The sequence below is a fragment of the Flavobacterium maritimum genome, assembly GCF_040049085.1.
In the GTDB taxonomy this organism is placed as follows: domain Bacteria; phylum Bacteroidota; class Bacteroidia; order Flavobacteriales; family Flavobacteriaceae; genus Flavobacterium; species Flavobacterium maritimum.
Map to the genome: position 1 here is coordinate 224,988 of NZ_JBDLZY010000006.1, position 16,214 is coordinate 241,201.

At 34.6% G+C, this 16,214-nt stretch carries 10 protein-coding genes; all 10 read left to right on the top strand.

The annotated features are described in order from the left end of the window. The first annotated feature begins 79 nt into the window (after nucleotides 1-79). The 10 genes from ABEB23_RS14260 to ABEB23_RS14305 all read left to right on the top strand — a co-directional run bounded on the left by ABEB23_RS14260 (nucleotide 80) and on the right by ABEB23_RS14305 (nucleotide 16,082). Complete coding sequence (locus ABEB23_RS14260; protein WP_348813279.1) at nucleotides 80-3,397, top strand: VCBS repeat-containing protein; 3,318 nt, start codon at nucleotides 80-82, stop codon at nucleotides 3,395-3,397. Further along, nucleotides 3,390-6,650 carry a VCBS repeat-containing protein gene (locus ABEB23_RS14265; RefSeq protein ID WP_348813280.1) on the top strand — a complete coding sequence of 1,087 codons (3,261 nt, stop codon included), beginning with the start codon at nucleotides 3,390-3,392 and terminating at the stop codon, nucleotides 6,648-6,650. The genes ABEB23_RS14260 and ABEB23_RS14265 overlap by 8 nt, the downstream gene beginning before the upstream one ends. 30 nt (nucleotides 6,651-6,680) lie before the next feature. Further along, on the top strand, nucleotides 6,681-8,006 hold the full coding sequence (locus ABEB23_RS14270; protein ID WP_348813281.1) for a vanadium-dependent haloperoxidase: 1,326 nt from the start codon (nucleotides 6,681-6,683) through the stop codon (nucleotides 8,004-8,006). 4 nt (nucleotides 8,007-8,010) lie between these two features. Further along, entirely contained in the window at nucleotides 8,011-8,928 is a 918-nt protein-coding gene (locus tag ABEB23_RS14275) for a GyrI-like domain-containing protein (RefSeq protein WP_348813282.1), read from the top strand. Between the two features lie 141 nt (nucleotides 8,929-9,069). After that, nucleotides 9,070-10,371, top strand: coding sequence for an MFS transporter (locus tag ABEB23_RS14280; RefSeq protein ID WP_348813283.1), 1,302 nt, complete (start codon nucleotides 9,070-9,072; stop codon nucleotides 10,369-10,371). A gap of 4 nt (nucleotides 10,372-10,375) precedes the next feature. Beyond that, nucleotides 10,376-11,554 carry a glucosidase family protein gene (locus ABEB23_RS14285; RefSeq protein ID WP_348813284.1) on the top strand — a complete coding sequence of 393 codons (1,179 nt, stop codon included), beginning with the start codon at nucleotides 10,376-10,378 and terminating at the stop codon, nucleotides 11,552-11,554. 1 nt (nucleotide 11,555) lies between these two features. After that, complete coding sequence (locus ABEB23_RS14290; protein WP_348813285.1) at nucleotides 11,556-12,494, top strand: carbohydrate kinase family protein; 939 nt, start codon at nucleotides 11,556-11,558, stop codon at nucleotides 12,492-12,494. 22 nt (nucleotides 12,495-12,516) lie between these two features. Then, entirely contained in the window at nucleotides 12,517-13,746 is a 1,230-nt protein-coding gene (locus tag ABEB23_RS14295; protein ID WP_348813286.1) for an MFS transporter, read from the top strand. Beyond that, nucleotides 13,730-15,595: a trehalase family glycosidase gene (locus ABEB23_RS14300; RefSeq protein WP_348813287.1), complete on the top strand. Its 1,866-nt coding sequence runs from the start codon at nucleotides 13,730-13,732 to the stop codon at nucleotides 15,593-15,595. The genes ABEB23_RS14295 and ABEB23_RS14300 overlap by 17 nt, the downstream gene beginning before the upstream one ends. A 61-nt stretch (nucleotides 15,596-15,656) precedes the next feature. Then, nucleotides 15,657-16,082 (top strand): CBS domain-containing protein, encoded by a 426-nt coding sequence (locus ABEB23_RS14305; RefSeq protein WP_348813288.1) that lies wholly within the window; start codon nucleotides 15,657-15,659, stop codon nucleotides 16,080-16,082. Nucleotides 16,083-16,214: the final 132 nt, after the last annotated feature.

Genomic DNA, 16,214 nt, shown 5'->3' on the forward strand with positions numbered 1-16,214 from the left:
ATTTATTTTCTAATGAATATTATATAAATTAGGCAATTCTAACCAATCAAATTTCCTAACCAAATACTACGCATATAATATGTCAAATCGTTTTGTCTTATTACCCCTTATTATTTTCTTTTTTTCTAATTGTTCCAAAGAAAACGCAGAAAATCCAGATGTTTTATTCTCTAAACTGGAAACTTCACAAACTGGAATTGATTTCCTAAATGAAGTAAAAAATGGAGAGAATATGAATATATTCAAGTACAGAAATTTTTACAATGGTGGCGGTGTTGCCATTGGAGATATCAATAATGATGGTTTATCAGATGTCTATTTTACTTCAAACTTTGGGACTAATAAATTATACTTAAACAAAGGAAAATTTAAATTCGAAGATATTTCTAAAAAAGCTGGTGTAGAAGGTACCAAAACATGGTCCACCGGTGTTGTTATGGTTGATTTAAATGCAGATGGTTTACTAGATATTTATGTATGTAATGCAGGAAATAGTATGGGTGACCAACAAAAAAATGAACTCTTTATTAATAATGGGAATGGTACGTTTACTGAAAAAGCAGAAGAATATAATCTGGCGGACACTGGTATTACTACCCATGCCGCTTTTTTTGATTATGACAAAGACGGTGATTTGGATGTTTATATCCTAAATAACAGTTTCATTCCGGTAAGTAGTCTTAATTATTCTAATAAAAGAGAATTGAGAGATAAGGACTGGGATGTCGCAGACATACTTAAAGGGGGAGGCGATAAATTGCTTCGAAACGATAACGGAAAATTCCAGGACGTTAGTGAGGAATCAGGGATATTTGGTAGCTTAATCGGCTTTGGCCTTGGTGTTACCGTAGGAGATGTTAATGGTGACTTGTATCCGGACATTTATATTTCCAATGATTTTTATGAAAGAGATTATTTATACATAAACAATAAAAACGGAACCTTTACCGAACAAATTCAAGGATGGACTTCACACATTAGCCAATCTTCAATGGGGGCTGATATGGCTGATATTAATAATGATGGTAAAGCGGATATATTTGTAACAGATATGTTGCCGGAACCAGATGAACGTTTGAAAACAACTACAAGTTTTGAAAACTATGATTTATTCCTTAGAAAATTAAATCTGGATTTTTTCAATCAATACATGCAAAACACCTTGCAACTTAATAGCGGAAGCAATGAATTTCTTGAAATTGCCAATTACGCCAATGTCGCTAAAACGGACTGGAGTTGGGGTGCTTTATTATTTGATATGGATAATGACGGATACAAAGATATATACGTGTGTAACGGAATTTACCACGATTTAACCAATCAGGATTTTGTTGACTTTTTTGCAAACGAATTCATGCAAAAAATGGTGATTACTGGCAAGAAAGAAGAAATAGAAACAATTATCAACAGAATGCCAAGTACCGCAATTCCTAACTATGCTTTCAAAAACAATAAAAATTTAACCTTTACAAATGAAGCTCAAAATTGGGGATTGGATACTCCAAGTTTTTCAAATGGGGCGGCTTATGGCGATTTGGACAATGATGGCGATTTGGATTTGATCGTGAATAATGTTAATATGGAAGCTTTTGTTTATCAAAATAATTCAGAGAAAAATAAAAGCAACCATTATGTAAAAGTAAAATTAAAAGGTGATCAACAAAATCGATTTGGAGTTGGAAGTATTGTTGAATTGTTTTCGGGTTCCGAAATCATAAGACAAGAGTTAATTCCTTCCAGAGGGTTTCAATCGTCTATTGATTATGTGATGACTTTTGGAATTGGAACAAAAAAAATTGATTCCTTACAAGTAATTTGGCCAAATGGTAAATTTCAGACTATTAAAAAAGTAGCAAATAATTGCACTGTTAATTTGAAAATTGCAGATGCCAAATCGAATTATGTTTCTAAAAGCAAAGCTTCAAAATCAATTTTTTCAGAAAAGAAAACACCTTTCTTAGCACATAAGGAGAATGATTATATTGATTTTGATTATGAAGGATTAGTGTCAAAAATGATTTCGCAGGAAGGCCCTTCACTTGCGGTGGCCGATATTAATGGTGACGGTAATGAGGATATCTTTATTGGAGGAGCGAAAGGTCAGTCCGGAAAAATATATTTGAACAAAGGGAATGGTAGTTATTCTGTAGTTGCCCAAAAAGATTTAGAAGGCGATGCTAATTATGAAGATACAGCAGCTAGTTTTTTTGATGCTGATAATGATGGAGATCAAGATTTATTAGTGGGTTCTGGCGGAAACGAAAAAGCAGATCAGAAAAATTATAAGAACCGTTTGTATTTGAATAATGGAAAAGGAACTTTTGTAAAAAGTAAAAGCAATATTCCGACAACCAATAATAATGTTTCCGTAATTGCAGCAAATGATTTTGATAATGATGGTGATGTTGATGTCTTTATTGGAAGCAGAAGTGTTCCGGGTGTCTATGGTATCGATCCTAAACATTTGTTATTAGAGAATGATGGAAAAGGAAATTTCACTAACACCATAGACAAAAAAGCATTCAAAGTGAATTCGGTTGGAATGATAACTGATGCGGTTTGGGAAGATATTGACAATGACTCCAAGAAAGATTTAATCTTGGTGGGAGAATGGACAGCGCCGGTGATTTTCAAAAACACGGGAAGACGTTTAGCCGAATTTAAATCTAATTTGACAGAATATCAGGGTTTTTGGAATTCAGTAAGTTGTGTGGATTTAAACAATGATGGTAAAAGAGATTTAATTCTTGGTAATAAGGGAACGAATACCAGTTACAAAGCAACAAAGGAGAATCCAATGAAACTTTTCGTTAATGATTTTGATAGTAACGGTACGATTGAACAAATAGCAACCAGATCTGTTGACGGCAAGGATTTACCAATCAGTCTGAAGCAAGAATTGGCCAAACAAATTCCATCAATAAAAAAGAAAAATTTGAGTTACGCGGACTATTCCAAAAAAACATTTCAGGAATTGTTTGCTCAGGAAGTTGTTGATAATTCCATCCAAAAGACAGTAAATATTCAAGAAAGTGTTATTGCAATCAATAAAGGAAATGGAAAATTTGAAATAAAACTATTGCCTAAAGAAGTTCAATTTTCATGCGTAAATTCAATTTGTACGATGGATGTAAATAATGATGGAATTCTGGACTTGATTTTAGGAGGGAACCAATACGAGTTCAAACCACAATTCTCCCGATTGGATGCAAATCATGGTAGTGTGTTATTAGGTAGTAAAAAAGGAACTTTTTCTTGGATGCCTTATAATCAATCTGGTTTTTATTTAAAAGGAGAAGTGAGACAGCTAAAAGCAATAAAAGATAAAACTAAAGCTGTTTCAATTATAGCAGTAGTAAATAACAATACCCCTAAAATATTTAAGCGCAATGAATAATTTTTTTAGAATAGGACTGGCTTCATTGCTGTTTATTGGTTGTTCAGAGAAAGAAGGTCAATTGTTTGAAAAACTTGATTCGGAAGAAAGTAATATTACCTTCAAAAACCAATTATTAGAATCCAAAAACATTTCCATTTTAGATTATCTCTATTATTATAATGGTGGAGGTGTTGCCCTTGGGGATATCAATAATGATGGTTTGGTGGATGTTTATTTTACCTCAAATCAAGGGAAAAACAAATTGTATTTAAATAAAGGCAATAATAAGTTTGAGGATATTTCTGCAAAAGCAGGCATCGAAGGTCAAAGCGATTGGAATGCGGGGGCTATCATGGCAGACGTAAATGGTGATGGATATCTTGATATTTATGTTTGTGCGGTAGTAGGCATAAATGGTTTTGAAGGCCAAAATGAATTGTTCATTAATAATAAAGACAATACGTTTACTGAAAGTGCTGCCGAATATGGTCTTGATCTTGATAATTACAGTTCTTCAGCTGCTTTTTTTGATTATGATTTGGATGGCGATTTGGACATGTATCTGTTAAATCATGCCGTCCATTCCGAATTGTCTTTTGGGAATGCGGATACCAGAAATAAAAGAAGCTATGAATGTGGTGACAAATTATTCCGAAATGACAACGGAAAATTTACAGATGTAAGTGAGCAGGCAGGAATCTTTGGCGGAGCCAATGGATACGGTTTAGGATTGGCAGTTTCAGATTTTAATTTAGACGGTTATCCAGATATTTATGTGGGGAATGATTTTCATGAAGATGATTATTACTATTTAAATAACGGTGATGGGACTTTTACGGAAAGTTTGAAACAATACTTTGGACACACTAGCAGATTCTCAATGGGAGTTGATGTTGCTGATGTCAATCATGATGGTTTTCCTGACATTCTTAGCTTAGACATGCTTCCGGAAGATGAGAAAGTCTTGAAATCTTCATTGGGGGATGATAATGTTCAAATGCTAAAAATGAGAACCGAAAAATTGGGGTATCATTATCAGTACACCAGAAATATGTTGCAATTGAATCAAGCGGGGAAACACTTCACCGAAACGGCTTTATTGAGTGGCGTTGCAGCAACAGATTGGAGCTGGAGTACTTTGTTTGCGGATTATGATCAAGATGGAGAACAGGATATATTCGTCTGTAACGGAATTCCGAAGCGACCAAACGATTTGGATTATGTGAAGTATTATTCAAATGATCAAATCAAAAGTAAAATCAGTACGACAAAGTTATTGGATAAAGAAGCTTTGAAGAGAATGCCAAAAGGCGCTGTAACGAATTATGTTTTCCAAGGTTCAGCTGATTTGGAATTTAAAAATCGCTCCAATGATTGGATAGAGAACGATTCTATAATTTCAAATGGTAGTGGTTATGCGGATATAGATAATGATGGAGATTTAGATGTTATTACCAATAACACGAATAGTATTGCGTCAGTTTATGTAAATAAAACCGATGCCACATCAAATTATTTAAAATTGAAATTACAGTTTGGAGGAAAAAATACTCTAGGAGTTGGAACTAAAGTTATCTCTTATGCCAAAGGCAAGAAACAATTCAAGGAATTGCAAACTACCAGAGGATTTCAATCTTCGTCAGAACCAATAATTCATTTTGGTTACGGAAAAATAAAAAAGGTAGATTCTTTGGTGGTTATCTGGCCTGATAAAACCTATCAAACCTTAAAGAATGTTAAAACCTGTCAAACACTTACTGTAAAAGCTGATAAGAATAGAAAAGTTTTTGATTATAGAAAATTGCATCCTGCCGTTTTACCCATATTGAAAAAAGTGGAAACAGGTTTAGGAATTGATTTTATTCATCAGGAAAATGATTTTACCGATTTCTTAGCACAAAAATTAATTCCTTATCAGCGTTCGGATCGTGGCCCTGCAACGGCAATAGGGGATTTGAATGGAGATGGGAAAGATGATATTTTCTTTGGGGGTTCTAAAGGGAAAAAGGCTTCTGTTTACATTCAAAACCCAAATGGATTTACCAAAAAGTCTTTTGCAGAAATCGAAAAAGATTCTGTTTTTGAAGATGCTTCCGCCGTAATAGGTGATTTTAATAATGATAAAATAAATGATTTGTATGTAGCTTCCGGTGGAGGTGAAAATGCATCTGATTTGCAGGATCGATTGTATGTAAGTAAAAATAGTCAATTTATAAAATCAAGTTTGCCAAAACTGACTCAAAATGCATCGGTTGTTAAGACTTTTGATTATGATAAGGATGGTGATTTGGATGTTTTTATTGCAAACAATTCCAGAAACAATCGATTTGGAAGTATGCCAGATTGTTATTTATTGAACAACAACAAAGGGATATTTACTATTGTTGAAAGCAAAACGTTTGAAAAAATCGGGATGGTTACTGATGCTGTTTTCAGTGATTTCAACAAAGACGGGAAAATCGATATTGTTGTAGTCGGTGAGTGGATGAAACCTACTTTTTTTGCCAATACTAAAGGGAAATTTGTAGATATTACCACAACTGTTTTTCCAGAAAAAAGCAACGGATTATGGCAATCTGTAATTCCTTTTGATATTGATCACGATGGTGATGAAGATTATTTAGTTGGAAACTGGGGGATGAATTCAAAATTCAAAGCTTCACAAGATTTTCCAATGAAAATGTATTATGATGATTTTGATGCCAACGGATCTTTTGAAACTATAGTGGCTATAGAAAAGAAAGGACAGTATTATACCACACTAGGACTAGATGAATTGGCTGAACAATTTAGCGGGATGCTGAAAAAGAAATTCAATAGTTATAAATCATTTGCAGGAAAAAAGATAGATGAAGTTTTTGATCCAAAAATGTTGGAAAAAGGAAAACTATTTGAAGTGCATAATTTAAAATCAGGGTATTTGAAAAATGAAAACGGGAAATTTACTTTTGTCCCATTTTCGAATAAAATGCAAGTGGCCCCTATTACTTGTTTTGTGAAATCTAATTTTGATTCAGATCATAATGATGAGGTTTTTGCAGCCGGAAATTATTTTGGGGTTTCACCTTATCACAGCAGATTTGATGGTTTTTCAGGAGCTTTAATCAAAAACGAAAAAACAATATTTTTAGGGAATCAAATCGGAATTGATTTGACACAGAAAGCAGTAAGGCATTTGGATATTGTGAATTTTAATGGTAAAAAGTATGTTTTAATTACCATAAATAATAAAAAAGCAGAGTTGTATGAGATGCCCTCAACAAAGAAATAATATATAAAGTAATCTACAAATTAATAAAAAATGAAAACGAAAATTTTTGGTGTTGCAGTGATTTCACTTCTTTTTGTTTCTTGTGCAAAGAATAAATCTATTGAAGTTACTCCCAACGAATACCATGCATCAATAGACAATGTGACTCAAATTATGGTTCATGATATTTTTTCGCCAACAGTTGCGAGTCGGATTTATGTTTATCCAAATATAGCGGCCTTTGAAGTGATGGCACAAAATAGTAAAACTTGTATGAGTCTTCAGAAGCAATTAAAAGGACTCGATTCTATTCCTGTTTTAGACGCAAAAGCTGGCATTAACAAAAATGTAGCTGCGCTTGTGGCTCACATGGAAGTGAGTAAGGCTTTAGTTTTTTCTGAAGATTTAGTTGAGAAGTTCAGAGACAGTTTGTACCAAAAGTGGAGCGATGAAAATGCAGATGAGTTTGAAGCTTCTAAAGAATACGGACTTAAAGTTGCCGAACGCATCAAAAAATGGATGAGTAAAGATAACTACAAGGAAACCCGAACAATGCCGAAATACTCTGTTTATGCTAACCAACCTGGAAGATGGCAGCCCACACCTCCAGCTTATATGGATGCTGTGGAGCCACATTGGGGTAAAATCAGAACAATGGTTTTAGATTCGGCCTCGCAATTCAAACCTGTTCCGGCACTTCCTTTTTCTGTGGAAAAAAATTCAGCTTTTTTTAAAGAAGTACAAGAGGTGTATGATATAAGTAAAGAAATGGTTAAAAAGGGAGATGATTCTGAAGAGATTGCAATAGCGCAATTTTGGGATTGTAATCCGTACGTCTCCGTTAGTCAAGGACACATGATGTTTGCTAAAAAGAAAATTAGTCCTGGAGCGCATTGGATGGGAATTACAAAAATTGCGTGTAAAAAAGCAAATGCTGATTTTGAAAAAACAGTCTGTGCTTATACAGGAACTTCTATTGGTCTGTTTGAGGCATTTATAAGTTGTTGGGATGAAAAGTTCAGAAGTAATGTAGTGCGTCCAGAAACGGTAATCAACCAAAATATTGATGAAAATTGGAAGCCATTATTGCAAACACCTCCATTTCCTGAGTACTCCAGTGGTCACTCTGTGGCTTCCACTTGTGCAGCTACTATTTTGACAGCTGTGTTTGGAGAGAATTTCTCTTATGTTGATGATACGGAATTACAGTTTGGTTTGCCGGCGCGAAAATTTAAATCATTCAATGATGCAGCCAAAGAAGCTGCAATGAGCCGTTTTTACGGAGGAATTCATTACAAAGCTGCAATCGTTAACGGTATCGGCCAAGGTAAAAATGTAGGAGATTTTATTGTTAAAAAAATAAAAATGGTTAAGTAATAGAATGGTAATTAGAAAAAAAATTATAATTGGATTTAGTGTTTTATTTTCTTTGTCTCTGGTCTGGTATCTGTTTATAAAGGAAAATGATTATTGCATTTCGTTTAAAGTAAAAACGGCAACAGGGACCGTTTTTCAAGGAATTGAGGAATGGTCTTCAGCGCGATTGCCATATGAAAAAGAAAGTTATACTGTTCTGGAAAAGAAAAATTTTGATTTCATTAAACAAGAAATGAGAAAAGGAAATGACCTAATGATTTATACTTGGGATATTACTGTAGTAAATGATTCGGTTACAAAAGTCAATGTTGGTATAAAAGACCTGAATCATAGTTTGTATAATAGATTGACCGCACCTTTTTTTAAGACCGTTTTCAAAGAAGAGCAAATCAAAAAGATCAAGGATTTCAAAGAAGGTTTAGATAAGCATTTAGAAAGTATTAAGGTGAAACTTGATGGAGAAAGTGTGTCAAAAGAAACCTTTGTCGCTTACATCAGTTTGAAGAGCAAGCTACAGGAAAAGGCAAAAACCATGATTATTAATGACCCCATTATTACGGGATTTTTGTATACCCATGGTATCAAAATTACGGGAAAACCCTATTTGGAAATTACAAATTGGAATCTTGATAAAGAAACAATCGATTTTAATTATTGCTTTCCGGTGGATAAAAACATCAAAATTATCGAAGATGAGGAAGTGAAATTTAAAACTTTACCTGCAATAAAAGGCTTAAAGGCTACCTATTTTGGGGATTTCGGAACTTCATATAGTGCTTGGTTTTCTTTATTGGATTATGCTAAAAAGAGTGATATTAAACTTAAAAATACAGTTTTGGAGCATTTTCTGAGCAATCCTTTTAATGGGGGAGATGAAAGAGAGTGGGAAGCACAAATTATTATTCCTTTTGATACAGAATAAAGAATACTTTCCTTATTTAATAGTGTGAGTTCGAAAACGTTTTCGGTTGTTCCGAAAACGTTTTTTATTTTAATTCTGTCCCAGATTGTTGATTTTAAATTTAAATTTAAAACTTCTAATAACGAACTTAAAATAAGGACGATGATTAAAAAGGTAAAACTGGATTTTTGGCAGATTTGGAATATGAATGTTGGTTTTTTTGGCATCCAATATAGTTTTGGATTACAACAAAGCGCAGTGAATCCGATCTATGATTTTTTAGGAGCCAGTCCAGATGAAATACCATTGCTTAATCTTGCAGGTCCGGTTACAGGATTGTTGATACAACCTCTTATAGGTGCTTTAAGTGACAAGACCTGGCATCCCAGATGGGGAAGACGTAAACCTTATTTTTTTGCAGGTGCTTTAATGTGCAGTATTTGTTTGTTATTGTTTCCTTACAGTAGTTCGTTGTGGATGGCAGCAGGTTTGCTTTGGATTCTGGATGCGGGTAATAATACTGCTATGGAACCTTACAGAGCTTTTATTGCTGACAAATTAAATGAGGAACAACAGCCTGTTGGTTTTCAAATGCAGAGTTTTTTTACTGGGTTAGGACAAACCTTGGCTAACTTATCGTTGTTTATTTTTCCAATGATTTTTATTGGCAAAACCGGTTCACTGCCAACATGGGTGTACGCTTCCTTTTTTTTAGGTGCGATCTGTTCTATTGGTTCTATTTGGTGGAGTATGAGAACCACTAGCGAAATACCACCTTCTGCAGAAGAGCTCGCTCATCTTTGGGCTGAAAAGGGTGGTTTGTTTAAACCAGTTGTAGAGATATTTGCTGCAATTGGAGATATGCCAAAAGTAATGTGGCAATTGGCTTTGGTATATTTGTTTCAATGGTATGCTCTATTTTGTTATTGGCAAAACTCTTCTAAAAGTATTGCTTTGTCTGTTTGGAATGCGACACCTAAAAGTAATCCTGAGGCATATGAAGAAGCAGTCGGATGGACAGGATTGGTTAACGGATGGTATAATATTGTCACTTTTATAACTGCATTTGCATTGGTCGGTTTTGCAAAAAAATACGGTGCAAAAAATGTTCATGCTTTTTGTTTACTGTTGGCTGCAATCGGTTTTTTAGCGTTTCCGAATTTAGAAAATAAAAATTTACTGTTTTTTGCCATAACCGGTTTTGGTATTGGGTGGGCAAGTATGATGGGAATACCTTATCTCATAGTTGTTTCAGATATACCAAAAGAGCGATATGGTGTTTACATGGGAATTATCAACATGATGATTGTTATCCCGATGATTATTCAAAATTTATCATTTGGTTATATCCTGAAACACTTTCTGAATAACGATCCTCGATTGGCAATAAGTTTTGCGGGAGTGTTATTAGGTATTAGTGCAATCTGCACACTGTTTATTAAAACTAAAAAAGCTTCAATTTAATAATATGAATATTGATCGTAATTATACTGAAGCGATAAAACTATTGCGTAGCGTTTCATCATCAGAAGGGTTTTTGGCAAGTGCACAAAACATCTCCAATTACAAAAGAGTCTGGGCGCGTGATGGCGTAATCTGCGGATTGGCGGCACTGGCATCCGGTGATGATGAGTTGATAGAGACTTTCAGGAAAACATTAGAAACTTTAGCCAATAATCAACACGCTAATGGAACCATCCCGTCAAATGTTATGATTGATGGTATTGAGGTTGAAGTGAGTTATGGTGGATTGGCAGGAAGGGTAGATGCAGTAACTTGGTTTATTATTGGGATTTGTCAATATGCTTTTTATATAAAAGAGCACACTTTCGTGGAAAAATACGAAAACAATATCCAAAAATGTTTGCAGCTTCTTGAAGCTTGGGAGTTTAATAACAAAGGATTGTTGTATGTACCACTTTCAGGGAACTGGGCCGATGAATACATTACAGATGGTTATGTGCTGTATGACCAATTACTTCGAATCTGGGCTTTAAAAAGTTATAACCATTTTGCTAAAAAAGAGTCGATTGCTTCTAAAATTGAAAAAATAACAGAACAAATAGAAATTAACTTTACTCCTGGGTCTGTCGGCGAAAGATACCACGAAAGAGCGTACAATGAAGTGAATATTCGGCAATACATGCCATGCTCTTTTTCGCCTGCAGGATACAAAACTCAGTTTGACGCTTTTGCTAATTCCTTGGCTTTGTATTTAAATATTGGTTCTGAAAATTTTCAAAATACGATTTTAGATTATTCGATCAGACTTAAAAATGAAAGGGCCTTACAATTAATTCCTGCTTTTTGGCCCCCCATTCATGAAACCGATTTAGATTGGAATCTGCTAAGGAATAATTGTAAATACGAATTTAGAAATTATCCCAATGAGTTTCATAATGGAGGAAGCTGGCCAATGGTCAACGGGTTTTATGGATTGGCTTTGCTTTCTAAAGAAAAAGAGAATGAAGCAGCACAACTTTTGGATGCCATAAATGAAGCCAATGCCATCGAAGATTTTAGCTTTTATGAAAATTTCAACACGGAAACAAAAGAACCAAACGGAGTTCCTTTTTGTGCATGGAGTGGCGCGGCGGCAGTTATGCTGCATCAAAGTATACATACAAATTTTAAATTTTTAGTTTAGATTGGAAAAAACAATTGATATTATCAGTGTGGGAGAGGTGCTTATTGACTTTATCGGTCATGAGGTAAATACTTCGATAAACAGAACAAAAGATTACCACCGTTTTCTGGGAGGCTCGCCGACTAATGTAGCGGTTAATGCCGCAAGATTGGGGTTAAAATCGGTATTGGTCGCCACATGCGGTCAGGATGGTTTGGGAGAATATATTGTTCGAAAATTAAAGGCCAATAATGTAATTACTTCTCATGTAAGAAAATCAGAAAGCGAACCAACTTCAGTTATTTTTGTTTCGAAATCTACAGGAACACCTGATTTTATTCCTTATAGAGAAGCGGATTATCAAATAGATCAAAGCCAAATTACAGATGAATTACTGGAAAGTGCCAAAATTTTCCATACTACTTGTTTCGCTTTAAGCAAAAATCCAGCTCGTACAACAATTTTAGAAAGTGCAAAAAAAGCTAAGGCTTTGGGCGTGCAAACCAGTATCGATATCAATTTTTCAGAAAGAATATGGCCCAATCGAGAAGAAGCCAAAGAAGTATTGCGCGAGTATTTGTCGACGAATCCTTTGGTGAAATTAAGTGAGGATGATTGTTACCGTCTTTTTGCGGAAGCGAAAACTGAAGATTATATTTTTGAATATTTCCATGAATTAGGAGCCTCAACAATTTGTCTGACAAAGGGAAAGGATGGTGTGGTTTTATCGGATAAAAAATTTGGAATGTTTCATCAAAAAGCAACCCATATAGATGAGATAAAAGATACAACTGGGGCGGGTGATGCCTTCTGGACAGGTTTTTTGTATGCACAACTGTTGAATCGGAATTTGGAAGACTCCATTACGATTGCTCAAAAACTTGCAGTGCTGAAGCTTCAGAATGTGGGCAGATTACCGGAAGGAATTAACTTTCAGGAGTATTTGAATACTAATTTATAAACCGTAAAAAATAAAGAAAATAATGCAAAAAAGTACCATTAAGATTGCCATGTATCTCAATTATTTTGTTTTTGCAATTCTGCTGAACAGTGTAGGAATTGTAATTCTGAAATCTCAAGCAAATTATGGAGTAGATGAATTGCAAGCCAGTATTTTGGAAGCATTCAAAGATTTACCGATTGCAATTGTTTCCTTTTTAGTGGCCTCTTTTTTACCTAGAATTGGTTATAAAAGAGCAATGTTAATAGGACTCGCCTTGGTTTCATTGGCCTGTGTCAGTATGTATTTTGGTAATTCATTTACGGCAGCTAAAGTACTCTTCGCTACCGTTGGGGTATCTTTTGCTTTGATAAAAGTATCCGTTTACTCACTCATTGGAACAATTACAGAGAATCAACAAGAGCATAACAGTATGATGAGCAGTATTGAAGGCGTTTTTATGATAGGAATAGCTGTGGCTTATTTCTTATTTCCTGCTTTCAATTCGGATACGAATCCGGATTCATGGTTAAATGTTTATTGGTTATTGGCCGGAATTTCATTGGTTTCTTTTTGTTTTTTGTTTTTTGCAAAATTTGAAAACCAAACAGAGATACCAGGAGTTAATTTGGTTGATGATTTTGCCCAAATGTTCAAATTATTTGCGCAACTTTTAACAATAGTATTTGTTATAAGTGCTTTCCTGTTTGTAATGATTGAGCAGGGGATAATGTCATGGCTGCCTACTTTTAATAGCAAAGTGCTACATCTTCCGGAGAATATCAGTATCATGATGGCAAGTATTTTAGCAATCACATTAGCTGTGGGAAGACTTTTGGCGGGTGTGATTACGAAAAAAGTAAATTGGATTTGGGTGCTAAGTTTTTGTATTGTTATGGCGATGCTTATTGTGGTTTTCGTTCTTCCAAAAACGGTTGGACTGGATGTAAAAGAGATTGATTCGTTAGGAGATATTCCGTTAATTGGATTTGCATTTCCATTGGTAGGACTTTTTATTGCGCCTATTTATCCACTGTTGAACTCGGTCGTGTTAAGTGCCTTGCCGAAAAAACTGCACAGTTCAATGACAGGGTTGATCGTTGTGTTTTCTGCATTGGGTGGAACTCTAGGGTCCAGAATCATCGGTTATTTGTTTAAAAATGAAGGGCCTGAAAACGCCTTCTACTATACATTAATTCCAATGGCTTTATTGCTTGTTTCTTTCTTTATACTAAAAACACTTACTTCTAAAAAAAATGAAATTATTACTTAACATAGATAAAGTCTTCAGTGAATTATTGCAACAGGAAGACACAGATCGGGATAAAAAAATCACTAAAGATGACAACGGACCTAAAAAGTTTGTTTTGGTTGATGAAACTACAAAGGAGCAGAGGATTGTTGAGGGAACTTATCATTTGTCAAATTTGCTGCAAGAATTAGCACAACTCAAAGAAGCGAACCGTGAGTTGGGAGAGGTTGATCTGTATCGCATTCAAGAAAATCCTGTAGAAAGAATTTCAAGAAAAATAAGGGAGGATTACTGGAATGAACTCACGAGAACTATCGATAAAAAAGGATTGACGCAAATACTTCAAGATGAAAAAACCACGAATGAAGTTCCTACACTTTATGTTTCGGCTAAAGATAAACAGGGGGTAGCTTATTTTCAGGAATTGGAAAAAGAGCTTCAAAATTTTAAAGTGGCCATTTTGCCTGAAGATTTTACCATGGATTATGTTGAAACTTTAAATACCAAACCGGGTATTTTGGCTTTGGCTTTAGAACAAAAAATCTACAGTTTGCAAGGCGTTCCTTTTGTTGTTCCTGGGGGTAGGTTTAATGAGATGTATGGATGGGACAGTTATTTTATTGGAGTTGGGTTGATAATAGACAATCAGTTGGAGAAAGCCATGTCGATTGCTGATAATTTCAGATATCAAATCATACATTACGGTAAAATCTTAAATGCGAACAGAAGTTATTACTTGACAAGAACACAGCCACCTTTATATTCTTCGTTGCTGATTGACATCGTAAAACAAAAAGTACCAAACCAAGAGTGGTTAAGAAGTCATTTGGAAACTGTAATATTAGAGTATAATACGGTTTGGATGGTGCAAGGAAACCGATTGACACCAGCGGGTTTGAATCGGTATAAAGCTGATGGAGTGGGGATGCCGTTTGAAGTGGAACCTGGACATTTTGATGATGTTTTGGAACCTTATGCTAAAAAATACAACTTGCCAATTCGAGAATTTGAAAAACAATACCTGAACCGAACTCTGGTAGATGCAGAACTGGATGCGTATTTTGTTCATGACAGAAGCTTGCGAGAAAGTGGTCATGATACTACGGATAGATTGATTAATACCTGTGCCAATTTAAACTCTGTTGATATCAATAGCTTTCTTTATAAATATGAAAAGGATATTGCTTATCTAATCAAAGAATATTTCAATGATTCCTTTCAGGTAGGTACGGAGATTTATACTTCTGAAGAATGGAAGGAAAAAGCCCGTTTTAGAAAAGATAAAATAAATGAACTTTGCTGGAATGAAGCTGCAGGGATGTATTTTGATTATGATTTTGTACATAAAAAACAGTTTCCTTTTGAAGCGGCAACTACATTCTTTCCTTTATGGGCTGGATTGTGCAGTGAACATCAGGCTAAAAAATTAGTTGAAATTGCTTTGCCTCAATTTTTGAAAACCGGTGGAATAACCGGAAGTACAAAGGGCAGTGTAATGCATGCACCTGAAAACGCACCCCAACGACAATGGGATTATCCTTTTGGATGGGCGCCACACCAGATGTTGCTTTGGGAAGGATTGATCAATTATAAGTTTTTTGACAAAGCTCAAGAAATGGTGTACAGATGGTTGTGGCTCATTACCAAGAATGCTGTGGAATATAATGGGACTATTCCGGAAAAATTTGATTTAGAAATAAGCTCTCACAAAGTTTTTGCTGAATACGGAAATGTAGGAACCGAGTTTGACTATATAGCAAAGGAAGGTTTTGGATGGGTGAATGCCTCCTATCAATACGGATTACAGGTTTTACATAACAAGCTTAAAGAAAAATTAAATAACCTGGTTTCGCCAGATGATTTATTTTAAAAGTAAATGTGTTTTGAATGTTTATTTTTTTTAACTTTATCTTCCATTAAATTAAGTAAACATGACTGTAGATCAAATATTAAGCACAAAAGGGAAGGAAGTATATTCTGTTCTTTCTACGAATACTGTATACGAAGCATTAACAGTAATGAGCGACAAAAACATTGGGGCTATTCTTGTGATTGAAGATACGGTTTTAAAAGGGATTCTGTCTGAAAGAGATTATGCCAGAAAAATTGTTTTGAAAGCTAAGACTTCAAAAAAAGCCTTAGTTCATGAGATTATGGAAACTGATGTGGTGACTGTGAAAAAGTCTGATAATTTAGAGGCTTGTATGGAATTAATGAATTCAAGAAGAGTACGGCATTTACCGGTTTTAGAAAATAATATAGTTGTTGGAATTATCTCTATTAGTGACGTGGTAAAAGCAATAATTGAAATGCAAAAAGATACAATACAACATTTGAATTCTTATATTACACAATAAAATATACTTAAAAAAGTATGTTAAGAATAGCTGCAAATTGATGCAGCTATTTTTTTTTGAACCGATATTAGGGTTTGTTTTATACAAAAGAATGGGTAAAAAGTCCTCTTTTTTTAAATCAAGACTCCTATC